The sequence below is a fragment of the Methylosinus sp. DMC45 genome, assembly GCF_056313885.1.
The window spans coordinates 41859-65034 of the sequence record NZ_JBQUZK010000063.1; the positions used below are offsets into that span (position 1 = coordinate 41859).

The following is a 23176-nucleotide window of genomic DNA, read 5'->3' on the forward strand; positions in this document are numbered from 1 at the left end:
GTCAATCGACCTGCGTCACGCGCAGCACTTCGTCGACGCTGGTCTCGCCGCGCCAGGCCTTGCCCATGCCGCATTGGTACATCGTCGTCATGCCGGCTTCGCGCGCCGCCGCCGTCATCGTCGCCTCGGGCGCCGCCTCACAGACGAGCCGTCGCATGGGCTCGGTCATGATGAGCATTTCCGCGATGGTCGAGCGGCCGGCATAGCCCGTGTGGCGGCATGCGGGACAGCCGACCGGCTGCCCGAGCCGTTCCGGCTCGCGCGTGAAAGCTTCGCCGGCGAGGCGGCTGCGCCAGCTCGCGCGCTCCGGCAGCGGGCTGCTGCAGGATGGGCAGAGGCGCCGCACCAGACGTTGCGCCATGATCGCCTTTACCGTCGAGGCGATGAGATAGGGCTCGACGCCCATGTCGATGAGGCGCGTGATGGAGCCCACCGCGCTATTGGTGTGCAGCGTCGAGAAGACGAGATGGCCGGTCAATGACGATTGTATGGCGATCTTCGCCGTCTCCGCGTCGCGAATCTCGCCGATCATGATGATATCCGGGTCCTGGCGCAGCATGGCGCGCAGGCTCGTCGGAAAATCGAGGCCGATGGCCGGCTGCACCTGCACCTGATTGACGCCGGCGAGCTGATATTCGATCGGGTCCTCGACGGTGAACACTTTCACTTCTGGATTGGCCAGCTCCTTCAGCGCCGTGTACAGCGTCGTCGTCTTGCCGCTGCCGGTCGGGCCGGTGACGAGCGCGATTCCATTGGGGCTGCGCATCACCTTGCGCAGCGAGGCGATGACGCCGGGCTCGAAGCCGAGCGCCTCGAAATCGAGCGCCACCTGGCTGCGGTCGAGAATGCGCAGCACGATGCTCTCGCCATGCGCGGTCGGAATGGTGGAGACGCGAAAATCGATGTCGACGCCGCGTACGGCGAGCTTGATGCGTCCGTCCTGCGGCAATCGCCGCTCGGCGATATCGAGCCGCGCCATGATTTTTATGCGCGAGGTGATGGCGGCTTTCAATCCCGGCGGCAGCGTGTCGACCGTGCGCAGCGCGCCGTCGATGCGATAGCGCACCTGCACCGCATCGAGCCCGGGCTCGATGTGAATATCCGAGGCGCGCGCCTCGATCGCGCCGCCGACGATCTGATTGACGCGCCGAATGACCGGCGCCTCATTGGCGATGTCGCGCAGGCGCTGCAGATCGAAATCGCTTGCGTCTTCCGCGCGTATATCGGCCTCGACGAGCGCCGAGCCTTCCGAGCGCTCGCCATAGAGGCTGGCCCAGGCTTTCTCGAACAGCGCTGGCGTCGCGATGCGCAATTCGAGCGCGAGGCCGGTGGAATAGGCGAGCGCCTCCATCGGGCCGTTCTCCAGCGGATCGGTGACGGCGAGCGTCAGCCGCTCATGCGTCGCGGCGAGCGGGAGAATGCCGTTGGCGCGAATGAATTTCTTCGGGATTTTCGCCTCGAGCACCGGCTCGCCGGGCGTCTCCTCCGCCGACATAACGGGAATGCGCAGAAATCTGCCGAGATGAATGCAGAGATCATTCTCGGAAACGAGGCCGAGCTTGGTCAGCACATGGTCGAAACGCTCGCCGCTCTGCCGCGCGGCGCGCTGCGAGCGTTGCAGCGCCAGCTCGTCGACGACCTTCTCGCTCAGCAGATAGGCGCCGAATTGCTCCAGCAGCGCAGCGCCGTCGATGTGCGGACGGGGCGGCGTCCCTTGCGAATATGCGCCGTCGATCATCGTCGCCACTCGTCGAAAAATCTCAAAATGTCCCCGCTGCGGTCCGTTGGCCAGGCTCTGGCGCTGCGCGGGATCGGATGGTAGCCTCGCAGCGTTCCGGGCGCAATCGCGCCGAGCAGCGAACGAGCGAGCGTCAATGTCGTCGGCGTCGATGGAGCCGAGGCGCCGCCCCCTCGGCTGGGGCCGGCGCGCGTCTCACATTTTGTTGTTTTTCGCGGCGATCGCGTCCGTTTGTCTCATCGCGCCGCGCGCTGTGGCGGGAACGTCATATTTATTCGCTACGGCGGAGGCCTGCGTCGCTTCCGGGCGATTCTCGCGACAGGGCTGCGCGCATGCATTCGGCAATTCGCTGATCGAATTGCGCGAGCGCATCGCGCGTTTCTCGACGCGTTGGAAATGCGAAGCGAAATATCGTCTATGCGAGAAGGATGCGGACGCCGAGGAGGCCTATCGGCCGACATTGCTCGGCGTCGAGATCATGACCGGCGGCGCGCCGACCGTCACGCCGGTTATCGCGGTGGAGACGCCGCCGCGAGCGTTCGTGGCGCAGCCGATCTCACATGCGATCGAGCCGACGCCGCATATCTTCGCCGGCTTCGCGCCCATTCTGCCCGTGGGGCGCTTTCAGGCGAAAGCGAAGGCCGCCGCGGAGCAAGCCTCACAGAGCTCGGAAGAAGAAGAGACTGTCGATATCGACGCGCCGCCGCCGCGCGAGGATATCGGCCGGGCGCGGCGCGAATCCTCTGCGGCGCGGCGTCAGCGCCTGCGCGCGGCGCCCTTCGTCGAGTGAAGCGAGCGAAAGGATTTCGCCTCATCGTTCGTCTCGGCTCGCCGACGGAAGAGAACCGTCTTAAGCTTTGCCGTAAATGAAAAAAATGCTATTGCCGTCTGCGCTGGGCCGACCGTTTCGGCAAACGTCTCATTTCGTCGTCGCCGGATCGGAATTGATGGCCAGCCCTGAAAGTCGAACGAATCTATTGAGAGGGAGAGAAATATGCTGAGAAGTGGCTTGCTCGCCGGCGCTGTTCTGGTTGCATCTTCGAGCTTCGCGCTCGCTTTGGATTTCGATCCTGGCGCGCGCGTCAATTCCTGCAGAGGCCTGCCCAATAATGCGACGCTGACGTCGGCCCTCCGGGCGGCCGTCAAAAGCGGCGCGAACAATGGCGGTCTCGGCTTCAACATGTGGGCCACCGTCGTCGCCAATGACGGAACCGTCTGCGCCGTCGCCTTTTCGGGCGGCTCCTTTACCGATCAATGGCTGGCGAGCCGCGTGATCTCGGCTCAGAAAGCCGCGACGGCGAATAGTCTGAGCCTCGGCAAGATTAGCGCCGGCGCTGCCTCGCCCAAGGGCGCGTTGGCTCTGTCCACGGCCAATCTCTATGCGGCCGTTCAGCCGGGCGGCAGCCTCTATGGCCTGCAGTTCAGCAATCCTGTCGATCCGACCGACGCCTATCTCCAGCGCAATGGACGGCCCGACGATCCGGCGACCTTCGGCACCGCCAATGATCCAATGGTTGGACGTCCCATCGGCGGCATCAATGTTTTCGGCGGCGGTCTCGCGCTGTTCAGCTCGGCGGGCGTCAAGGTCGGCGGCGTCGGTGTCAGCGGCGACACCTCCTGCACCGATCATCAGGTGGCTTGGCATTTGCGCCGTGGCCTCAATCTCGATTACCTCAAGACCGCTGGCGTCGGCGGCGTGTCCCCCAACGCCTCCAATCCTGACTCGATCATCTATGACATCCCCGACAATGTCGGCGGAACGACGGGCGGCAATGGTGTCAGCGCAAAAGGGTTCGGGCATCCCAAATGCTTGAATACTCCCAACCTCAATGCCGACAATCTGACGCCCGCCGGCCTCGAGGCGGTGCGCTGATCTCTCGGCGAGGTTTCGAAGCTGTCGAAAATGAGGAGGAAGCGGCTCGCCGCTTCCTCTTTTCTCTGGAAAGCGCCGACGGATCGGATCGAGATCGCCGGCGATTTCGTTTTCGCAATTGTCGTCCGCTCGAACGCCGAGCGGACGAGCGATTGTTCCGCGGTCGGGAATGGCGAGGTCACGGTGTCATCGTCGTCCATCTGGCGTAGAGAACTCTTCGAAGGCTCGCTCGCGAGTTCCGCCAGCCGCGCGTGGAGCTGGTATCGCGCCGAGTTTTTCGCGCTTTTCTCGCCGGCGACGCTCGCTTGGCTGCTCGATCGCGGCGAGCGGCGTCTGCTGTTGCGCGTCGGGCGAGGGCTCGCGCCGCTGCAATTGCTCTCCGCGGACGGTCAGGAGCTCGCCGAGCCCGTCTCGGCGGAGGAGCTGTCCCGCATCTCGATCGACGAAGCGTTGGAGCGTCGCGGCGCGACGCGCGCGGCGACGAAGATCGTCGTGGAAATTCCGCGCGAGGCGTTTTTTGTTCGACGCTTCGACGCGCCGCTCGCCGCGCAGTCCGATCTGCCGCGCCTTCTCGCGGCGGAAGTGGAGCGCAAGACGCCTTTCCTGCTCGCCGATATCCTGCATGGCCATATCATCGAGCCGCATCCGCAATCGCCCGGCAAGCTCGCCGTCGAGCAATGGATTTTACGCCGCGATCTGCTGCCGCGGCTGCTCGACGGCTCCGGCCTTTCCGTCGATGATATCGACATTGTGCAGCCGGCGCTCGAGGGCGCTGCGCTCGTTCCCGCTCTCGCGCTCGGCCGCGCGGCGGAGGCGCCGCATCGGGAGCGCGCCGCGGCGCTGATCCTCGCCGTCCTCGCCATTGTCTTTCTTCTCATCGGCGTCGGCGTCACTCTCTGGCGGCAGGACAATGAGGCGTCGGCGCTCGATGTCGAGATCGCCGAGGTGTCGCGCCGCGCCGCAGATGCACGCAAGATCGCCGAGCAGGCAGCCGCCGAGAGCCGCCTTCTCGCCACGCTCCGCAGCGAGCGCGCGAAATATCCGGCCTTTGCCGATCTCTGGGAGGAAGTTTCGCGCCTTCTGCCGGACGGTGCCTTCGTTTCCGACATGCGCCTCGTCGAGGCGCGCGAGGGCGAACGCTCGATAGAGATCGTCGGCCTCGCCGATTCGGCCGCCAGCCTTCCCGCGCTATTCGATCGCTCCACGCTTTTCGCGGACGCCAAGCTGACGGCGCCGATCACGCCCGATCCGATCGAGAAGCGCGAGACCTTCTCGCTGCAGGCCAGAGTGAGACGCAACCCATGAGATGGTCACGCCGATGGCGCTGAGCCCGACATCCCTCTCGCATCCGCAATGGTCGCGGCGCGCGCTGTTCTTCGGCGTCAATGCGCTGGGCGCGCTGCTGCTCTATTTCATCGTCGTCGAGCCGATGCGCGCCTTGCTCGCCGAGCGCGCCGAGGGAATCGTCGATCGGCGCGCGACGCTCGCGCGCTATGCGGCCGTCGCCGCGCAGGAGAAGGCGGTGCGTCTCTATGCGCAGCAGGTGGCGGAGAGCAATGCGCAGGGCGAATTGCTCTCCGGCGCGACGGAAGGCGTCGTCGACGCCAATCTGCAAGCGCTGCTGAAGGCCGCGGCGGATCGCTCCGGCGCCACGGTGAATTCCATTCGCATGCTGCCCGCAAAGACAGTGAATGGCGCGTCGCTGGTCGGCGCGCGGCTCGATGTGAGCGGCTCGATCGAATCGCTGCATGCGCTGGTCCGATCGCTCGAAAGCGAGACGCCGCTGCTGCTGGCGCTGACGGCCTCGCTGCGTCGGCAAATGCCGGTCTGGGGCGCGCAGACCGCCAATGACGGCATGCTCGCCGCGCAATTCGACGTCTTCGGCGGCGCATCGAAGGAGCGCTCATGACGCGGGCGCTCGCCGCGCGCATTCGCGCGCTCATGCGCGAGCTGCGCTTGTCGCCGCTCGCCGCCATGCTGCTCGCATCGCTGACGGCGGTGGACGTCGCCGCTCTCGCTTTCGCGCTTCTCGCATGGATCGGCCCGGACGAGTCGGCGCCGCCGGCGAAATCCGATTGGCGTCCGCCCAGCGCGCTCTCGCCCGCATCCGGGCCGGCGTCGCTCGCGCGCGAGGACGCGCAGACATTGTCGCGCCCCATCTTCTGGAAATCGCGGCGTCCGCGCCCGGCCGTCGCCAAATCCGATCGTGACGGCTTCGCCGGAATTCCAACGGCGCCCGCGGGCCTCGCGCTCTCGGCGATCGTGCGCTCCGGCGGGGCCGTGCGCGCTTTCGTCGTTTCCAGCGACGAGCCGGAGGGCCGCTGGCTCACGCCCGGAGAATCCGTGCAGGGCTGGACGATCGCCGAGGTCGGCGAGCTGGAATTGAAGCTCGTCAATGGCGCGCAATCGGCGCGCCTGCAGCTCTATCCAGAGCAATTGCAATAATATTCCATCGCTTTTGCGCGAGGAGGCGTGTGGCGTGTGACCGACAATCATGTTAGGTGGCGTGAGCTTGTCTATTCGGTAGCGTCCCAGAGGCGAATGTGCGTCTGCCTTTATTCCATTCGAGCCTGATCGCCCTCGTCGCAGTCTCTGGTTGTCAGAGCGCGAGCGATCCTCCCATCGCCGAATGGAGCCGGGAATCGCTCGATGTCGCGGCCGCTTCCAAGGGCGGGACGAAAAGCGGCGTCCCCGCGGCGCGTGGACGGCTCGCTGCGGAGGCGATCGTCGGCAGCGGGCGTTTCGTCGGGGAGAGCGTGGCGCGCCGTAAGGACGACGCCCGTGACGAGAAGGAGGGCGTCAGCCTCAATCTCGCCAATCTGCCCATCGCGCAAGCCGCGAAAGTGGTGCTCGGCGATATCGTCGGCGTCGATTATGTCGTCGATCCGCGCATCGACGGCAAGGTGACCGTGCATACGGCGCGGCCCGTCAAGAAATCCGTCGCGATCGAATTGTTCCAATCGGCGTTGCGCGTCTCCGGCGCCGCCATCGTCGAGAATGACGGCGTCTACAAGATCGTGCCGCTGGATCAGGCGGCCGCCGGCTCCACGCTCTCCGTCGCGCCACAGCCGCTCGATGCGGAGCGTCTCGGCAGCGGCGCGCGCATCGTGCGCCTGCGCTATGTCTCGGCGTCGGAGCTCAAGCGCGTGCTGGAGCCGATCACGCGTCAAGGCGCCGTCGTGCGCGCAGACGATCAGCGCCGCACGCTGACATTGACGGGCAGCGCGCAAGAGATCGCGGCGATGGAGGACGCCATCGCGCTCTTCGACGTCGACACGATGCGCGGCATGTCCTTCGCCGTCGTGCCGGTGACGAGCGCCGACCCGGACGCGCTCGCCGAGGATTTGCGCAAGGTCTTCGGCTCGGAGCGCGAAGGGCCGATGAACGGCATGATCCAGTTCATCGGCAACAAGCATTTGTCGGCCATATTGGCGATCACGCCGCAACCCGGCTATCTCGCGCGAGCGCGCGCCTGGATCGAGCGTCTCGACGCGCGGGCGGAAGGCGTTCAGAAGCAGTTCTTCAGCTATCGCGTGCAAAATCGCCCGGCCAAGGAGATGGTGCAGGTCGTCGCGTCTATGTTCGGGCGCGACGCCGGCGTCTCCAAGAGCAATGAGGTGTCGCCGCGTTTCGGCTCCTCGGCGCTCTCCACCTCCTCGGGCGGCCTTTCGTCGGGCGCGGGCGGTGGCGGCTTCGGCTCCTCTGGCCTCGGAACTTCTGGCGGTCTCGGCTCTTCTGGCGGTCTCGGATCGTCGAGCGGCTCCTCCTCGGGCCAGCTCGGCGCGATCACGCCGTTGAATTCGGGCGGCGCGGGCGGCGGGGGCTTCGGCTCCTCCTCCTTCGGCGGCGGCGCGTCGAATGGCGCCGCCAATTCCAATAGCGCGCAAGATCAGACCGCATCGACGGCGTCCGCGCTCGGCGAGGACAGCCGTTTCAAGATCGCCGTGGACGAGGCCAAGAACGCGATTGTGGTGATGGCGACGCCGGAGGACTACAAGCGTCTGCTGCGCGTCATCGAGAAGCTCGACGTGCTGCCCAATCAGGTCTTCATCGAGGCGACGATCGCAGAGGTCTCGCTCAATGACGATCTGCATTTCGGCGTGCGCTGGTTCTTGCAGAAGAAGTCGTCGCTCTCGGGCTTCTCCACTGGCGACGCCGGCACGCCGGCGGCCAATGACACGCTCGGCAATAATCTGCTCGGCACCGCGGTGGGCGCGGCGTCGCCCGGCTTCGCCTACGCCTTGCGCGCGACCAATGCGCAAGTCACGCTCAACGCGCTCAATCAGATCACCAATGTCAACATCGTCTCGACGCCCTCGCTCACCGTGCTCGACAATCGTCAGGCGGTTCTGCAGGTCGGCGACCAGGTGCCGGTGACGACTCTCTCCGGCGCGACGGCGCAAGGCGGCATCACCACATTCAATTCGGTGAATTATCGCGACACCGGCGTCATTCTCGCCATCACGCCGCATATCAACGAGAGCGGCCGCGTGATGCTGGAGCTCGAGCAGGAGGTTTCCAATGTCGCCTCCGGCGCCGGCGCGGCGACGACGACGCCGACGATCCAGCAACGCCGCGTGAAGACGCAGGTCGTCGTCAATGACTCCGAATCGCTGATGCTCGGCGGCCTCATTCAGGATTCGCGCACGCGCGGCTCGTCCCAGGTGCCTCTGCTCGGCGATGTGCCTTTGCTCGGCAACGCCTTCAAGGACAAGACCGATTCCTCGGGCAAGACCGAGCTGCTCATCATGATAACGCCGCATGTGGTGCGCACGCTCGGCGAGGCGCGCGACATCACCGACGAATATAAGCGCAAGCTGCTGAACATATCGACGCGCGCGAAGGTGCGTCCGCATAATATCGAAGGCACGGCGCGGCGCATTCTGCTCGACGAGTAGAAGCGAATTTCGTCAGCAGGGCGCCGCTGCGACGCCGGCGCCGAGCAGGCTTTGATTGCGCGCCGGCGCGCGTCGCGTCTCCAGCACGGTGAAGGGGAGACGTTCGTTCGGCCGCAGCGTCACGACCATTTCCACGACGCCGATCGCGCCATTGAGCAGAGCGGCCTCCGCGTGAATCGAATAGGTTCCACCGCCGAAGACGCCGTTCTGCCGATATTCCTGCGGAAAGCGCGGGTCGCGGCGATCGAGGCCATTAGGAAAAGGCTTGGCGGAAAGCGCGAGAACATCCGTTGCCGAATAGCGCGCTAGCGCCGCGAACAAGGCCGGCGGCGCCGCGCGCGCATCGACTCCGACGCTATGCGAATGAATGGTGACGACCGGCAGCAGCGCGCGTAGCAGCTGCGGCTCCATGCCCTCGACCTGATCCAGCTCGAGCGCTGTCTGGAAGGGCGCGTGCTTCGGCGTGAATGGCCGGTCGGAGGAGGGCGGCGGCGCAGCGAGCCGCGCGAATTCGGATGTCTGCGCCTCGCGAAAAGCGATGATCGCGCGAGACAAGGCGCCGGGGTCGGCCGCGCCGAATCCGCGCAGCGCCGCCTCGAGAAGCTGCGGGGATGCGGCGTTGAGATCGAGCTTGCCGCTCTCGTCCTCGATCGAGATCGCGACGGCGGCGCCGGCGAGCGAGCAGAGGCGCGGCGATCCATCGTAAACGGGGGGCTCCGCTTGTTGCGCATTGGACGGTCGCTGCTCGGAGATCAATCCGAAAATCGCGAGATTGACGGCGCCCTCGGCGATGAGCCGCGTCTTGATCGATGCGGAATTGTCGACGGCGCTGCGCAGGCGCAAGCGCGCCGTCGCCATGAAGGAGGTCATCAGCAGAATAATGACCCCGAGGCCGAAGATCACGATGAGAAGCGCGAAGCCTTTTCTCTCGGCGATCTTGCGGCCATGCGTCATGCGCGCGGGGAAGATGGTCAGCGCGCCGCCGTGTCGCGGCTGCGCGTGATCGATCCGGCGCCGCCCTCGCGGCCTTCGGGGCCGAGCGAGCCTATGTCGTAAGGTCCGTTCTGACCCGGAGCGCGATAGAGATAGTCATGTCCCCAAGGATCCTTGGGCACATTGGCGGATTTCAGATAGGGGCCGTTCCACACAGAGGCGCCGGCCGGCCGCCGCGCGAGCGCGGAGAGGCCTTCCTCCGTCGAGGGATAGCGGCCGACGTCGAGATAGAAGAGATCGAGCGCGCTGGAGATATTCTCCATCTGAATCTGCGCGGTCTTCACCTTCGACTCGGAGAGATAGTTGAGCACGCGCGGGCCGACGAGGCCGACGATCGAGCCGATGATCGCGAGCACGACCAGCATCTCGACGAGCGTGTAGCCGGCGCGCGCGGAGCGAAGCGCGCGGCGTTTCGAAAGGGTCGAGGCTTTGAGCGGGAGCATGGCGCGCATCGGACTCGTAGGGCTGGGCGTTTCACACGCGGAAAAAAAGCGTCGCGAGACTAGGCAGAGCAGGCCGACGAGTCCAGCCGCGCGACGGCTTTCTCGGCAAAGGAATTCGCGCCTTTCGTCATCGTCGCGACATGCGAGCATGTCTTGGCGGGCGATGCGCGTCGCGCCGCGGCTTGACACTCCTTCGTCCGTGGCGGTCAACTCCGCTCATGCGCAGACGAATCGCACGACGGCCCTCGGCCGCGGGGCCCTATCCATGAAAGTCGTCGGCCTCTTCGCCGGCATAGGCGGGCTCGAGCTCGGGCTCGCGCGCGCCGGACATGATTGTCTCATGTTTTCCGAAAACTGGCCGCTCGCCGCGCGCGTGCTGGCGACGCATTTTCCGCAGACGCCCAATGTGGGCGATGTCGCCGCGCTGCGCGCGCTGCCGGGCGAGACGGAGCTGGTCACGGCGGGCTTTCCCTGTCAGGATTTGAGCCAGGCGGGCCGCACGCAGGGCATAGGCGGGCGCAAATCCTCGCTGGTCAGCCACGTGTTCCGCCTGCTCGACGAGACGCGCGCGCCGCATGCGCTGCTCGAGAATGTCTCCTTCATGCTGAGCCTCGATCGCGGACGCGCCATGGCGCGGCTGGTCACGGCCTTCGAGGAGCGCGGCTATCGCTGGGCCTATCGCGTCGTCAACACTCTGGCCTTTCTGCCGCAGCGGCGCGAGCGCGTGCTGTTTCTGGCCTCGGCCCTCGCCGATCCGGCCGATATTCTGCTGGTGGACGAGGCGAGCCCCCGTCCGCGCGCGACGACGCTGGCGACCCACGCCCATGGCTTTTATTGGACGGAGGGCGTGCGCGGCCTCGGCTGGGGAGCCGATTGCGTGCCCACATTGAAGAACGGCTCGACGCTCGGCATCGCCTCGCCGCCGGCGATTCTGCTCCCCTCCGGCGAGGTGGTGACGCCCGATATTCGCGACGCCGAGCGCTTGCAGGGTTTTCCGGCCGACTGGACCGCGCCGGCCGAGGCGTTGGGCCGTCCCGGCTGGCGCTGGTCGCTGGTCGGCAACGCCGTCAGCGCTCCGGTGGCCGAATGGGTCGGCGGCCGGCTCGAGGCGCCCGGGCGCTATGATCCCTCTCGCGACGGCGCGGTTCTGGAGGAGGGCGACCGCTGGCCCCGCGCCGCGCGCTATGACGGCGAGCGGCGCTGCGGCGTCGAGATTTCGGCCTTTCCGGTCTGGCGCGAGCGCGCGCCGCTGCATGTTTTCTTGCAGCATCAGGGCAAGCCGCTGTCCGAGCGCGCGAGCGCGGGGTTTCTCGCCCGCACCATGCGGGCGAAGCTGCGATTCGAGCCCGGCTTTCGGGAGGCGGTGGCCGCCCATCTCGAGGCGATGCGCGCCGGCGCAGGCCTCGCCGCCGCCCAATGAAGACGCCGCCGGCCAGCGATCCGGCGCGCTCGGCGCTGATGAAGCGGGTGCGCCAGTCCCGCACCGGGGCGGAGGAGGCGGTCGCCGCGGCGCTGCGGCTGGGCGGGCTCCACTATCGGCGTAACGCCAAGGGCCTGCCCGGCGCGCCGGATTTCGTCAATCGCAGCCGGCGTTGGGCGCTCTTCGTCAATGGCTGCTTCTGGCATCACCACAAGAACTGCCGCCGCGGCACGATCCCGAAACAAAACAATGCCTTCTGGCTGGAAAAATTCGCCGCCAATCGCGCCCGCGATGCCCGTAAGGCCAAGGCTCTGCGGGCGCTGGGTTTTCGCGTCGCGATCCTGTGGGAGTGCGAGGCGCTGGACCCGCCCCGCCTGAAAGCGCGCGCCTCCCGCCTCGCCGAGCGTTGGGGGCGGGAACAATTGGACGGGCCGCGGTAGAAGGCGGTTCACGCCGATCGCCCACGCTTCTGGCCATGGGCCCGCCGAATTGCTACAAGCCGCGCAGGGAGCGGTCTATATTCCGTTCCAGCCCCTCGAGATTCACCGCGAGCCAGTCGAGCCATGCGCAGCGCCAAATACGAGCGCGACACGAAAGAGACCCGTATCGCCGTCGCCGTCGATCTCGACGGCGAGGGCAAATCCGATATTTCGACCGGGATCGGCTTTTTCGACCATATGCTCGACCAGATCGCCCGCCACGCGCCGCTCGACCTCACCGTCGCGGCCAAGGGCGATCTGCACATAGACGGCCATCATACGGTCGAGGATGTGGGCATAGCGCTCGGCAAGGCGGTGGATCAGGCGCTCGGCGACCGCAAGGGCATCGCCCGCTATGGCGACGCCCATGTGCCGCTGGACGAGGCGCTCTCCCGCGTCGTGGTGGACGTCTCCGGCCGGCCCTTCCTCGTCTTCGACGTCGCCTTTCCCGCGGCCAAGATCGGCGAGTTCGACACGGAGCTGGTGCGCGAGTTCTTCCAGGCTTTCGCCACCAATGCGCGCATCGGCCTGCATGTGGAGGCGCTGCGCGGCGTCAATTCTCATCATATAGCGGAGTGCTGCTTCAAGGGCTTCGCCCGCGCCCTGGGCAAGGCGACCGCGCCAGATCCGCGCCGCGGCGGCGTGGTGCCCTCCACCAAAGGCACGCTCACCGACTGAAAGGGAGGCGGGCCCATGGCCGTCTACACCGTCCTTATACCCTCGGCCGCGCCGGGCGAGGCTCCGCCGCCGGAGCGAATCGTGTTTCTGCGCGAGGGCTTCTCGACGCCGGCCTTTCTCTTCGGGCCTTTGTGGCTGCTTTGGCGGCGGGCGTGGCTGCCAGCCGTCCTATGGACAGCCACACTCGCGCTGATTCTCGGCGGCGGCGTGGCTCTGGGGATCAATGCCGCGGCGGCCTCGGTCTTGCAGCTGGCGCTCGGCCTGCTGCTCGGCCTCGAGGGGCCGCGGCTCGTCGCCTGGTCGCTCGAGCGCAAGGGTTACACGGAGAGCGCCGTAATGGTGGCGGCTAGGATCGATGAGGCCGAGGACGTGTTTTTCGCCAATTGGCGCCCATCCGGCGTCCTTCCGACGACGGCGGCGCCCTCCAGCGGCCGGGCCGCGATGCGTTCGGTCATCGGCGGCCTGTTCGAGGAGCCGCGCGCGTGACGACGGCGATCATCGATTACGGATCGGGCAATCTGCACTCCGCCGCCAAGGCCTTCGAGCGCGCCGCGCGGGAAGGCGAGGGGGCGGAGATCATCGTCACCAGCGACCCGGATGTGGTGCGCCGAGCCGAGCGCATCTGCCTGCCGGGCGTCGGCGCCTTTCGCGATTGCCGGAGCGGCCTCTCCGCCCTCGCGGGGCTGGACGAGGCGCTGCGCGAGGCGGTGATCGAGCGCGGCCGGCCGTTCCTCGGCATATGCGTCGGCATGCAGCTGATGGCGACGCGCGGCCTCGAGCATGGCGAGGCGGCCGGCCTCGGCTGGATCGCCGGCGATGTCGCGGTCATCGAGCCTGCGGACAAGAGCCTGAAAATCCCCCATATGGGCTGGAACACGCTGGAGCTGACGCGCCCGCATGCGCTCTTTTCCGGCATCCCCACCGGAAAGGACGGGCTGCATGCCTATTTCGTGCACTCCTACCAATTCCTGCCCGCTTCGCCTGACCATATCGTGGCGACGACCGATTACGGCGCCCCGCTGACCGCGGCGGTGGCGCGCGACAATCTCGTCGGCACGCAATTCCATCCCGAGAAGAGCCAGAGGCTCGGCCTCGCTCTCATCGCGAATTTTCTGAGGTGGCGTCCGTGATCCTGTTTCCTGCGATCGATCTCAAAGAGGGTCAATGCGTCCGCCTCGTCGAGGGCGAAATGTCCTCGGCGACGGTGTTCAACGACGATCCGACCGCGCAGGCGCAGGCCTTCGAGCGACAGGGCTTCGAATATCTGCATGTTGTCGATCTCGACGGCGCCTTCGCCGGCGCGCCGATGAACGCCCTCGCCGTGGAGGGCATTCTCGCCAACATAAAGATTCCCGTGCAGCTCGGCGGCGGCATTCGCGAGATGCGCACCATCTCGCGCTGGCTCGACAAGGGGATTTCGCGCGTCATCATCGGCACGGCGGCGGTGCGCGACCCGACGCTGGTGCGCGAGGCGGCGCGGCTCTATCCGGGCCGCATAGCGGTGGGCATAGACGCCAAGGACGGCTTCGTCGCCGTCGAGGGCTGGGCGCGCCGCACCCATGTCTCGGCGCAGGATCTCGGCCGCAGCTTCGAGGACGCCGGCGTCGCCGCCATCGTCTACACCGACATCTCCCGCGATGGAGTCTTGAAGGGCCTCAACATAGAGGCGACGCTGGCGCTGGCCGAGGCGCTGAGCATTCCGGTCATCGCCTCGGGCGGCCTCGCCTCGCTCGCCGACATAGAGCGGTTGCTGCAACCCGACTGCAAGAAGCTCGCGGGCGCGATCACCGGCCGCGCGCTCTATGACGGGCGGCTCGATCCAGCGGAAGCGCTGGCGCTGATAAGGGCGGCGAGGGGAGGGGCATGAAGCGGCCGGAGGAAGCGTTTCGGAGCTGGACGTCCCGGGCGGGGACCGTCAAGGTTCGTAACGTGCTTAATCCGCTCCTCTGGACAATCGCGCTCGTCTTCCCGACTAGCGTCGTTGCGGTGTATCTTCTTCGAGACGACGCAATCCTGAAGCTGGTTTTTGCGGCGCTCGGCGGCGCCCCTGTTTTGGTGACGCTGATCACTTACATTATCCTGCTATTCCGCGATCCAGATCGGCTGCAGTCGGAGGAATATCAGCTCCGCCACCACGCCCTGCAGATTCTCTACAGGAAAGACGCGACTGCCGAGATCGTCGACATAGTGAACGAAATGCCGCGCCTCGAAATCGAACGGAAGCAAGGGAAGGACGAGCAATGACACGCAAGCCATATATCCTCGTCTTTTCCGTAGGCTCTGCTCCTGCCGACGCGGATGTTCGGCCTGTCGCGAATGTTCTGGACGAAGGCGACATGGTCTATGCGTTCGATGAAAATGTGACGTTCGTTTCGACCGCTCTCGACATTGCGGCGCTCACGGAAAGATTGCGCTCGGGTCCTATTGGCGATGAGCAGTTTTTCTTGGCCGATCTCAGCGGCTCGGATCGCGCAGGCTATATGGCTCCTAAATTCTGGAGCTTTTTGCGCTCGACCGAAACGCTCACATCGGCCGCCTGATGCTCAAATCCCGCGTCATCCCCTGCCTCGACGTGAAAGAGGGCCGCGTCGTCAAAGGCGTCAATTTCGTCGATCTGCGCGACGCCGGCGATCCGGTCGAATGCGCCATCGCCTATGACGCCGCCGGCGCCGACGAGCTGTGCTTTCTCGACATCACCGCCAGCCACGAGAATCGCGGCATCATGCTCGATGTGGTGCGGCGCACGGGGGAGGCCTGCTTCATGCCGCTCACCGTCGGCGGCGGCGTGCGCGTCGAGGACGACATTCGCAATCTCCTGCTCGCCGGGGCCGACAAGGCCTCGATCAATTCGGCCGCTGTGGCGGATCGGCAATTCGTGCGCGAGGCGGCCGAGAAATTCGGCTCGCAATGCATCGTCGTCGCCATAGACGCCAAGCGCGTCGGCGATCATTGGGAAATTTTCACCCATGGCGGCCGTCGCCCGACGGGCATAGACGCCGTGGACTACGCCAAGGAGGTCACGAGCCTCGGCGCCGGCGAAATATTGCTCACCTCCATGGACCGCGACGGCGCGAAAATCGGCTTCGACATAGAGCTGACGCGCGCCGTGGCCGACGCCGTCGATGTGCCGGTCATCGCCTCGGGCGGCGTCGGGACGCTGGATCATCTCGTCGAGGGCGTGCGCGAAGGCCATGCTTCCGCCGTTCTCGCGGCGTCTATTTTCCACTTCGGCGAGTTCACCATCCCGCAGGCGAAGCGATATATGGCGAAAGCGGGCATTCCGATGCGTCTCGACGGCCTGGAGCCCTCATGAGCGATTTTTCCCTCGCCGATCTTGCGCAGATCATCGCATCGAAGCGGGGCGCCGACGCCGCGCAGTCCTACACCAAGAGCTTGTTCGAGGCCGGAACGCCCCGCATCGCCAAGAAATTCGGCGAGGAGGCGGTGGAGACCGTCATCGCCGCCATGGAGGGCGATCGCAAGAATCTGACCAGCGAGGCCGCCGACACGCTCTATCATCTGCTCGTGCTGCTGGAGGCCGGCGGCGTCACGCTCGCGGAGGTGCTCGCCGAGCTGGAGACGCGCACGGTCCAATCCGGCCATGCGGAAAAAGCGTCGCGCGGAGAGCGGAAATGAACGCCGAGGCCTATCTGGGAGGCGGCGTCGCGCTGTCGCCCTATCGGCGCTTCACCCGCGCCGAATGGGCGAGCCTGCGCGCGGACACGCCGCTCACGCTCACGATCGACGATCTCACGCGGCTCAAATCGCTCGACGATCCGATCTCGCTGGAAGAGGTCATCGAGATTTATCTGCCGCTCTCGCGCCTGCTCGCCCTCTATGTCGCGGCGACGCAAGGCCTGTTCAAGGCGACGCAGCGCTTCCTGGGCGCCGAGGACGGCAAAATGCCCTATATCATCGGCGTCGCCGGCTCGGTCGCCGTGGGCAAGTCCACGACCGCGCGCATTCTCAAGGCGCTGCTGTCGCGCTGGCCCAACACGCCGAAGGTCGAGCTCGTCACCACAGACGGCTTCCTCTATCCCAACGCCGTGCTCGAGCGCGACGGGCTGATGGACAAGAAGGGCTTTCCCGAGAGCTATGACAATCGCGCGCTGCTGCGCTTTCTCTCTGATGTGAAGGCCGGCCAGCGCAATGTCGCCGCGCCGGTCTATTCGCATCTCATCTATGATGTGGTGCCGGACGAGTTCTTCTATGTCGACAAGCCCGACATTCTCATCGTCGAGGGCGTGAACGTCCTGCTCGCCAGCCGTCCACGTGAGGATGGGCGGGAGATTCCCTTCGTCTCGGATTTCTTCGACTTCTCGGTCTATCTCCACGCCGAGGAGAATGTGCTCGAGCAATGGTATGTGGAGCGTTTTCAGCGCCTGCGCGAGACGGCCTTCCGCGATCCGCTCTCCTACTTCAAGAAATACGCCGATCTCGACGATGCGGAGACGAAGCGCGTCGCCAAGGATATTTGGACGCGCATCAATCTCGAAAATCTGCGCCGCAACATTTCGCCGACGCGCCCGCGCGCCAGCCTGGTGCTGACCAAGGGCGCGGACCATCGCATTGAGGAAGTCGCGCTGCGCAAGCTGTGAGCGCGGCGCGACAACGGGTCCAATTCATTGCAGAGCCGCGCCGTTCGATCGGCGCGGGCCTCATGTCATTGCGGAGGAGCGATCATGTCGGAGGCGCCGCATTCGGCGGATTACATTCACGACGAGCGCTTCGATTGGTGGAGCCGTGATTTTCTCCGCCTGCTGAAGTCGCGCGCCATAGGCGACGCCATCGCGACGAGCCTCGCCGATTTCGGCGTCGGCGAAGGGCATTGGAGCCTCGGCCTGCTCGACGCCTTCGTCGATCTGCGGGAAGTGACGGGCGTCGATCGGGAGCGCGAATGGTGCGCGCGCTCCGCAAAAAAATATGCCGAGCGCGCGCCGCACATCGCCTATCGCGCGGTCGAGGCGGATGCGAGCGACACCGGTCTGCCCGGCGCCTCGTTCGATATCGTCACCGCGCAGACTTTGCTGATGCATAGCCTCGCGCCGGAAAAAATCGTCGCGGAAATGCGTCGCGTGGCGAAGCGAAGCGGAACGATCCTCTGCGTCGAGCCGGTCAATCATTTGAATTGGGCGCAGACGCTCGAATTGACCCATTTCCTCGCGCCCGCTGAACGCGCCGCCTTCTATGGCGTTTGGGTCAGATTCGTCGATTTCGTCAAATCGCGGAGAGGCGATCAGGATATAGGCTTGCGCTTGCCGACCTTGCTCGCGCGGGCGGGGCTCGAGAATATACGCATGTGGTCGAACGATCGCGTGCGTCTCGACCCGATCGAAACTTACGACATTGACTTTCTGGAAGAGGAAATGGGCCGCGATTGGGTGAGGGAGGCGCTGGCCGGCGCCGCGATCGGCGACGCCGAAATCGAGTTCGTGAAGGCGATCGTCGCGAGAATTCGCGCCGAAAAGCCGCGTGAGCTCGATTTCGTGCCGCGCGCGTCGGCGAGCTTCATTTGCGCCGCGACTGCGCCGTGACCGCCAGCGACACAGAGCCGGCGCGGTCGTCCCCTATATTCTTCGTCGATTCGAGCGAGACCCTTCCGCCCTTTCCCGATGCTCGAGCAGGAGAGTAAGAATGACCAGCCGCCTCGATTACGCTCACGCCGCGCCCGAGGGCATGAAGGCGCTCGGCGCCGTGCATTCCTATGTCGGCGCGAGCCTCGGCAAGGCGCTCGCCGAGCTCGTCTATCTGCGCGTCTCGCAGATCAACGGCTGCGCCTATTGCCTCGATCTGCACACGCGTGCGCTCATCGCCGAGGGCTTCACCGTGGACAAGCTCGCGCTCGTCTCGGTGTGGCGCGAGGCGGAGGCATTGTTCAGCGAGCGCGAGCGCGCCGCTCTCGCCTGGGCGGAGACGGTGACGAAAGTCGCCGAGACCGGCGTCCCCGATGCCGAGTTCGCCGCCGTCTCGACGCAGTTTTCCGAGAAGGAGCTCGCCGATCTGACGATCGCGATCGGCGTGATGAGCGCCTACAACCGCATCGCCATCGCCTTTCGCGCGACGCCCGCCGCGGTGAAGCGCGCCGCGAGTCATGCGTAGCGAGCGGGGGCTCGATTGGGTGAGCTTTCTGCTCGCCGATGTGCAGAGCGGCGTCGGTCCGTTTCTGGCCATCTATCTGTGGTCGAGCCAGCATTGGGACGCCACCCATATCGGCGTCATCATGACCATCGCCGGCGCGGCGACAGTGGCCGCGCGCGCCCCTGCCGGCGCGCTGGTCGATTGGACGCGCGGCAAGCGCGGGCTCATCGCCGCGGGCGCGCTGCTCGTCGCGGCGGGCACTGCGGCGCTCGGTCTTTTTCCGTTTTTCTGGCCCGCGGCGGCGGCGCAGACCATCATCGGCGCCTGCGACGCGGTGTTTCCGCCGGCCATAGCGGCGATCAGCCTCGGCGTCGTCGGCCGCGCGCTCTTCGCCGAGCGCATCGGCCGCAATGAAGCCTTCAACCATGCCGGCAATGTCGTGACGGCGATCGCGGCCGGGCTCGCCGGCTGGCTGATCGCGCCGGTCGCCGTGCTGTGGCTCGTCGTGCTGCTTGCCTGCGCCAGCGCCCTCGCGCTGGTGATGATCGACGCGAGCGAGATCGACCATCGCGCCGCGCGCGGTCTCGCGGACGGCGACGACGACCCCGACGATGGCGCACGGCCGAGCGGGCTGCGCGTGATCTTCGAATCGCGCCCGCTGCTGATCTTCACTGCGGCGATCACGCTGTTTCATTTCGCCAACGCCGCAATGCTGCCGCTGGTCGGCGAGCGTTTGAGCGAGGGGCGCGAGCAGACCGGCTCGCTGTTCATGGCCGCCTGCATCATCGCCGCCCAGGCGGTGATGATTCCCATGGCCGCTCTCGTCGGCGCGAAAGCCGATCTCTGGGGTCGCAAGCCGCTGCTGCTCGCCGGCTTCGCCGTGCTGCCGATCCGCGGGCTGCTCTACACATTCTTCGACGATCCGGCCTATCTCGTCTCCATCCAATTGCTCGATGGCGTCGGCGCGGGCCTGTTCGGCGCTCTGTTCTTCATCGTGATCGACGATCTGACCGAAGGAACGGGCCATTACAGCCTCGCGCTCGGCGCCTCCGGCGCCTGCTGGGGCGCGGGCGCCGCGCTCAGCAATGTCGTCGCCGGCGCGCTCGTCGACAGAGCCGGTTTCAACGTCGCTTTTCTGTTTCTGTCCGCCGTCGCGGCGCTCGCTTTTCTGCTGCTCTGGCTCGGCATGCCGGAAAGCGCTAAGCCAGCGCGATCCGCCGCTTGAACGCGTGAGTCCGAATGGTTGAAAAAGAACGCTCGCCCTTTGTCGCGGCGCTGCTGGCGGTTGCGCTCGTCTTTGGCGGCGCGCTGGCCGCCGCCGCCGGCGTGACGCTGCTCGCCGCGCTTCCGGCGCTGCTCGCCGGCGGCGCGTCGCCGGCATGGACGCACGCTATCGCCATCATCATCTTCGCGGCGACCTATTTCGTCATCGCGCTCGGCGAGGCGCCGGGGCTGCGGCTCGATCGCGCCGGCGCGGCGCTGCTCGGCGCCAGCCTGATGGTCGGGCTCGGCGTGCTGCCGCTGGACGCGGCCTATCGCGCCATCGATTTCGACACGATCACGCTTCTGCTCGGCATGATGATCGTCGTCGCCAATCTGCGCCTCTCCGGCTTTTTTCGCTTGGCGAGCAATTTCGTCGTCGCGCGCGCGAAGACGCCGCTCGCTCTGCTCGCCGCCATCGTGCTGGTGACGGGCGCCTTCTCGGCCTTTCTCGTCAATGACGCCATTTGCCTGGTGATGACGCCTTTGACGCTCGAGCTGACGCGCCGGCTGAAGCGCGATCCGCTGCCCTATCTGCTCGCCGTGCCCATGGCCTCCAATGTCGGCAGCGTGGCGACGATCACGGGCAATCCGCAGAACATGATTATCGGCGGCCTGTCGCATATTCCCTATGGCGCCTTCGCCGCAGCGCTATGGCCGGTCGCCGCCTTCGGCCTGCTCGCCACTTTCGCGCTGGTCGCGCTGTTCTACCGGGGCGAGTTTCTCACGCGTGAGAGACTGCCCGTCGCGGCGCCTGCGCCGGCGCGGGCGCGCGGCTTTCTCGTCATCAAATCGGTGGTGGTGACGCTGGCCATGATGGCGCTCTTCTTCGCCGGCCAGCCGGTCGCGAAAGTGGCGATCGTCGGCGGCGCGCTGCTGCTGGTCACGCGCCATGTGAAGGCGGAGAAGGTCTATCGCGAGATCGATTGGCCGCTTCTCTTGATGTTCGTCGGCCTGTTCATCGTCGTCGAGGGACTCGAGGCCACTGTGCTGACGCCGGAGGCCGTCGCCTCCATCGGCCGCTTCGATCTCTCCAACGCCGGCGTTCTGGCGGTGGTGTCGGCGCTTCTCTCCAATCTCGTCAGCAATGTGCCGGCGGTATTGGCGCTGAAGCCGTTCCTCGCCGGCGCGGCCGATCCGCAGCGCGCCTGGCTCGTCGTCGCCATGGCCTCGACTCTGGCCGGGAATCTGACGCTCATCGGCTCCGTCGCCAATCTCATTGTCGCCGAGCGCGCCCGCGCCGCGGGCGTCTCCATCGGCTTTTGGGCCTATTTCGAAATCGGCGCGCCGCTCACGCTGATCACCGTCGCCTTCGGCGCATGGCTTTTGTGACGCGAGGCAACTTTTCGTCTCGCGCCGCGTTTTTGATTCAAAGAGGGCCGGGGGCTCACGAGGGAGGTCGAAATGGCGACCGCTATCCCTGAACTTCATATGATCTCGAGCGAGCATATCGTCGGCGCGAAAATCTTCGATCAGAGCGGCAAGGAGATCGGCGAGATCGATCATCTGATGATCGATCCCATCACCGGCCAGGCGCGCTACGCCATCGTCGATTTCTGCGGCTTCATGTGCCTGCGCAAGGGCCATCACGCCGTGCCGTGGAAGGCGCTCTGCTACGATCAGGACAGGCGCCGCTATACGACTTCTGTGACGGAGCAGATGCTCGAGAAGGCGCCGGAATATAGCGAGGCGAGCTGGACCGATCGCGACTGGGAGACGCGCATCCACCAGCATTACGGCGCGGCGCCCTATTGGGAAGGCGTGGCGCTGGAGGGGCGCCATTGATTTGATGCAGCCTCACGGCTAGCGGTCTGAACGCCGCGAGCCGTCAGGCTCGCTCGGCGTCCCATCAAATATGAATCGCTCGTCCGAAGGCGTCGAGCGCGCTCTCATGCATCGTCTCGGAGAGCGTCGGATGCGGGAAGATGGTCTCCATCAGCTCCGCCTCCGTCGTCTCCAGATTCATCGCGATCACGAAGCCCTGAATCAGCTCCGTCACCTCCGCGCCGATGAGATGCGCGCCGAGCAGGCGTCCGCTCTTCGCGTCGAATATGGTCTTCACCAGCCCCTCCGTCTCGCCCATGGCGATGGCCTTGCCATTGGCGATATAGGGAAAGCGTCCGATCTTCGGCTCATGTCCGGCCGCTTTCGCCGCCGCTTCCGTGAGGCCGACCGAGGCGATCTGCGGATGGCAATAGGTGCAGGCGGGAATGCGCGTGCGCTCGATCGGATGCGGCGACAGCCCGGCGATCGCCTCCACGCAGACGACGCCCTCATGCTCCGCCTTATGGGCGAGCATGGGCGGGCCGGCGACATCGCCGATCGCATAGATTCCGGCGACATTGGTGCGGCAGAGACCGTCGATGACGATGATTCCGCGATCGGTCTTCACGCCCAGCGCTTCCAGTCCCAGCCCTTCGCTGTTGGGGACGACGCCGACGGCGGAGATGACGCGCTCCGCCTCTATGCGCTGCTCGCCGCTCTCGGCCGCGATCGTCGCGACGACGCCATTGTCTGTCTTGTCGAGCTTCGCGAGCTTGGCGCTGGTGATGATTTTTATCCCTTGCTTCTCGAAGGATTTGCGCGCCAGCGCGGCGATCTCGGCGTCTTCCGCCGGCAGGATTTGCGGCAGCGCCTCCACCAGAGTCACCTGCGCTCCGAAGGTCGAGTAGAAGGACGCGAATTCGACGCCGATCGCGCCGCCGCCGACGACGAGCAGAGATTTCGGCATGGAAGGCGGCAGCAGCGCCTCGAAATAGGTCCAGATACGCTCGCCGTCGGGCTCCAGGCCCGGCAGGGCGCGCGGCCGCGCGCCGGTCGCGACGATGATGTGCTTGGCCGAATAGTCGCCTTCGCCGAGGATGTTCTTCGGCCGTGGGAATTGCGGGCGCGCGGTTCCTTTGGGCGCGGCGACGCGAATCTCGCCCGGAGCGGCGAGCGCGGCCTCGCCCCAGATCACATCGATCTTGTTCTTCTTGCACAGGAACTCGACGCCCGCGTTGAGCCGCCCGGCGACGGCGCGCGAGCGCTTCACCAGCGCCTCGGCGTCGAAGGAGACCTCGCCCTCTATGCGCAGGCCGAAATCCTTCGCATGTTTCGCGAGCCGAAAGACATCGGCCGAGCGCAGCAGCGCCTTGGTGGGAATGCAGCCCCAATTGAGGCAAATGCCGCCCAAATGCTCGCGCTCGACAATGGCCGTCCTCAGCCCGAGCTGCGCGGCGCGGATGGCGGCGACATAGCCGCCCGGCCCGCCGCCGATGACGATGAGATCATAAGAATTGGCCATGGAAGCCCTCGCGACCCTCGGCGCCGCTCG

General features: G+C 66.1%; 26 protein-coding genes. 22 read left to right on the forward strand and 4 right to left on the reverse strand.

Annotated features, from left to right (window positions below; genetic code table 11):
- Window position 1: 1 nt before the first annotated feature.
- Window positions 2-1738 carry a GspE/PulE family protein gene (locus ACT53T_RS23670; RefSeq protein ID WP_476163129.1) on the reverse strand — a complete coding sequence of 579 codons (1737 nt, stop codon included), beginning with the start codon at window positions 1736-1738 and terminating at the stop codon, window positions 2-4.
- 358 nt (window positions 1739-2096) lie between these two features.
- On the opposite strand from ACT53T_RS23670, the gene ACT53T_RS23675 reads away from it, so the two are divergent.
- From ACT53T_RS23675 to gspD, 6 genes are all read left to right on the forward strand, one after another.
- Window positions 2097-2528 carry a hypothetical protein gene (locus tag ACT53T_RS23675; protein WP_476163130.1) on the forward strand — a complete coding sequence of 144 codons (432 nt, stop codon included), beginning with the start codon at window positions 2097-2099 and terminating at the stop codon, window positions 2526-2528.
- 204 nt (window positions 2529-2732) lie between these two features.
- Window positions 2733-3611, forward strand: a complete 879-nt coding sequence (locus ACT53T_RS23680) for a heme-binding protein (protein WP_476163131.1) — start codon at window positions 2733-2735, stop codon at window positions 3609-3611.
- A gap of 183 nt (window positions 3612-3794) precedes the next feature.
- On the forward strand, window positions 3795-4916 hold the full coding sequence (locus ACT53T_RS23685) for a PilN domain-containing protein (protein WP_476163132.1): 1122 nt from the start codon (window positions 3795-3797) through the stop codon (window positions 4914-4916).
- A gap of 1 nt (window position 4917) precedes the next feature.
- Entirely contained in the window at window positions 4918-5520 is a 603-nt protein-coding gene (gene gspM, locus ACT53T_RS23690; protein WP_476163133.1) for a type II secretion system protein GspM, read from the forward strand.
- Window positions 5517-6056, forward strand: a complete 540-nt coding sequence (locus ACT53T_RS23695) for a hypothetical protein (protein ID WP_476163134.1) — start codon at window positions 5517-5519, stop codon at window positions 6054-6056. The genes gspM and ACT53T_RS23695 overlap by 4 nt, the downstream gene beginning before the upstream one ends.
- Window positions 6057-6154: 98 nt before the next feature.
- On the forward strand, window positions 6155-8509 hold the full coding sequence (gene gspD / locus ACT53T_RS23700) for a type II secretion system secretin GspD (protein WP_476163135.1): 2355 nt from the start codon (window positions 6155-6157) through the stop codon (window positions 8507-8509).
- 12 nt (window positions 8510-8521) lie between these two features.
- Here the strand turns inward: gspD and ACT53T_RS23705 are convergent, their stop codons facing one another.
- Together ACT53T_RS23705 and gspG are read right to left on the reverse strand one after the other, a co-directional pair.
- The gene (locus tag ACT53T_RS23705; RefSeq protein WP_476163136.1) at window positions 8522-9463 is read right to left on the reverse strand and encodes a type II secretion system protein GspK; all 942 of its coding nucleotides are present in this window, start codon (window positions 9461-9463) and stop codon (window positions 8522-8524) included.
- 17 nt (window positions 9464-9480) lie between these two features.
- Window positions 9481-9954 carry a type II secretion system major pseudopilin GspG gene (gene gspG / locus ACT53T_RS23710; RefSeq protein ID WP_476163137.1) on the reverse strand — a complete coding sequence of 158 codons (474 nt, stop codon included), beginning with the start codon at window positions 9952-9954 and terminating at the stop codon, window positions 9481-9483.
- A gap of 256 nt (window positions 9955-10210) precedes the next feature.
- On the opposite strand from gspG, the gene ACT53T_RS23715 reads away from it, so the two are divergent.
- The 16 genes from ACT53T_RS23715 to ACT53T_RS23790 all read left to right on the forward strand — a co-directional run bounded on the left by ACT53T_RS23715 (window position 10211) and on the right by ACT53T_RS23790 (window position 21645).
- Window positions 10211-11365 (forward strand): DNA cytosine methyltransferase, encoded by a 1155-nt coding sequence (locus ACT53T_RS23715; protein WP_476163138.1) that lies wholly within the window; start codon window positions 10211-10213, stop codon window positions 11363-11365.
- The gene (locus tag ACT53T_RS23720) at window positions 11362-11805 is read left to right on the forward strand and encodes a very short patch repair endonuclease (RefSeq protein WP_476163139.1); all 444 of its coding nucleotides are present in this window, start codon (window positions 11362-11364) and stop codon (window positions 11803-11805) included. The genes ACT53T_RS23715 and ACT53T_RS23720 overlap by 4 nt, the downstream gene beginning before the upstream one ends.
- Before the next feature lie 123 nt (window positions 11806-11928).
- Window positions 11929-12522 (forward strand): imidazoleglycerol-phosphate dehydratase HisB, encoded by a 594-nt coding sequence (hisB, locus tag ACT53T_RS23725; protein WP_018264695.1) that lies wholly within the window; start codon window positions 11929-11931, stop codon window positions 12520-12522.
- A 15-nt stretch (window positions 12523-12537) separates the two neighbouring features.
- Window positions 12538-13008 (forward strand): DUF2628 domain-containing protein, encoded by a 471-nt coding sequence (locus ACT53T_RS23730; protein ID WP_476163140.1) that lies wholly within the window; start codon window positions 12538-12540, stop codon window positions 13006-13008.
- Window positions 13005-13652: an imidazole glycerol phosphate synthase subunit HisH gene (hisH, locus tag ACT53T_RS23735; RefSeq protein WP_476163141.1), complete on the forward strand. Its 648-nt coding sequence runs from the start codon at window positions 13005-13007 to the stop codon at window positions 13650-13652. The genes ACT53T_RS23730 and hisH overlap by 4 nt, the downstream gene beginning before the upstream one ends.
- Window positions 13649-14389, forward strand: a complete 741-nt coding sequence (gene hisA, locus ACT53T_RS23740; RefSeq protein WP_476163142.1) for a 1-(5-phosphoribosyl)-5-[(5-phosphoribosylamino)methylideneamino]imidazole-4-carboxamide isomerase — start codon at window positions 13649-13651, stop codon at window positions 14387-14389. Before hisH ends, hisA begins: the two co-directional genes overlap by 4 nt.
- Window positions 14386-14766, forward strand: coding sequence for a hypothetical protein (locus ACT53T_RS23745; protein ID WP_476163143.1), 381 nt, complete (start codon window positions 14386-14388; stop codon window positions 14764-14766). The genes hisA and ACT53T_RS23745 overlap by 4 nt, the downstream gene beginning before the upstream one ends.
- Complete coding sequence (locus ACT53T_RS23750) at window positions 14763-15062, forward strand: hypothetical protein (protein WP_331937633.1); 300 nt, start codon at window positions 14763-14765, stop codon at window positions 15060-15062. The genes ACT53T_RS23745 and ACT53T_RS23750 overlap by 4 nt, the downstream gene beginning before the upstream one ends.
- Complete coding sequence (gene hisF / locus ACT53T_RS23755; protein ID WP_476163144.1) at window positions 15062-15835, forward strand: imidazole glycerol phosphate synthase subunit HisF; 774 nt, start codon at window positions 15062-15064, stop codon at window positions 15833-15835. The genes ACT53T_RS23750 and hisF overlap by 1 nt, the downstream gene beginning before the upstream one ends.
- Window positions 15832-16158, forward strand: a complete 327-nt coding sequence (locus ACT53T_RS23760) for a phosphoribosyl-ATP diphosphatase (protein WP_036291823.1) — start codon at window positions 15832-15834, stop codon at window positions 16156-16158. Before hisF ends, ACT53T_RS23760 begins: the two co-directional genes overlap by 4 nt.
- Window positions 16155-17120 carry a type I pantothenate kinase gene (gene coaA, locus ACT53T_RS23765; RefSeq protein WP_476163145.1) on the forward strand — a complete coding sequence of 322 codons (966 nt, stop codon included), beginning with the start codon at window positions 16155-16157 and terminating at the stop codon, window positions 17118-17120. Before ACT53T_RS23760 ends, coaA begins: the two co-directional genes overlap by 4 nt.
- Window positions 17121-17204: 84 nt before the next feature.
- Entirely contained in the window at window positions 17205-18056 is an 852-nt protein-coding gene (locus ACT53T_RS23770; protein WP_476163146.1) for a class I SAM-dependent methyltransferase, read from the forward strand.
- A gap of 100 nt (window positions 18057-18156) precedes the next feature.
- Window positions 18157-18621 carry a carboxymuconolactone decarboxylase family protein gene (locus tag ACT53T_RS23775; RefSeq protein WP_476163147.1) on the forward strand — a complete coding sequence of 155 codons (465 nt, stop codon included), beginning with the start codon at window positions 18157-18159 and terminating at the stop codon, window positions 18619-18621.
- On the forward strand, window positions 18614-19825 hold the full coding sequence (locus tag ACT53T_RS23780) for an MFS transporter (protein WP_476163148.1): 1212 nt from the start codon (window positions 18614-18616) through the stop codon (window positions 19823-19825). Before ACT53T_RS23775 ends, ACT53T_RS23780 begins: the two co-directional genes overlap by 8 nt.
- Before the next feature lie 14 nt (window positions 19826-19839).
- Complete coding sequence (locus tag ACT53T_RS23785; protein WP_476163149.1) at window positions 19840-21192, forward strand: anion transporter; 1353 nt, start codon at window positions 19840-19842, stop codon at window positions 21190-21192.
- A gap of 72 nt (window positions 21193-21264) precedes the next feature.
- Window positions 21265-21645 carry a PRC-barrel domain-containing protein gene (locus ACT53T_RS23790; protein WP_400766889.1) on the forward strand — a complete coding sequence of 127 codons (381 nt, stop codon included), beginning with the start codon at window positions 21265-21267 and terminating at the stop codon, window positions 21643-21645.
- Window positions 21646-21709: 64 nt separating this feature from the next.
- Here the strand turns inward: ACT53T_RS23790 and lpdA are convergent, their stop codons facing one another.
- The gene (gene lpdA, locus ACT53T_RS23795) at window positions 21710-23146 is read right to left on the reverse strand and encodes a dihydrolipoyl dehydrogenase (protein ID WP_476163150.1); all 1437 of its coding nucleotides are present in this window, start codon (window positions 23144-23146) and stop codon (window positions 21710-21712) included.
- Window positions 23147-23176 lie beyond the last annotated feature (30 nt).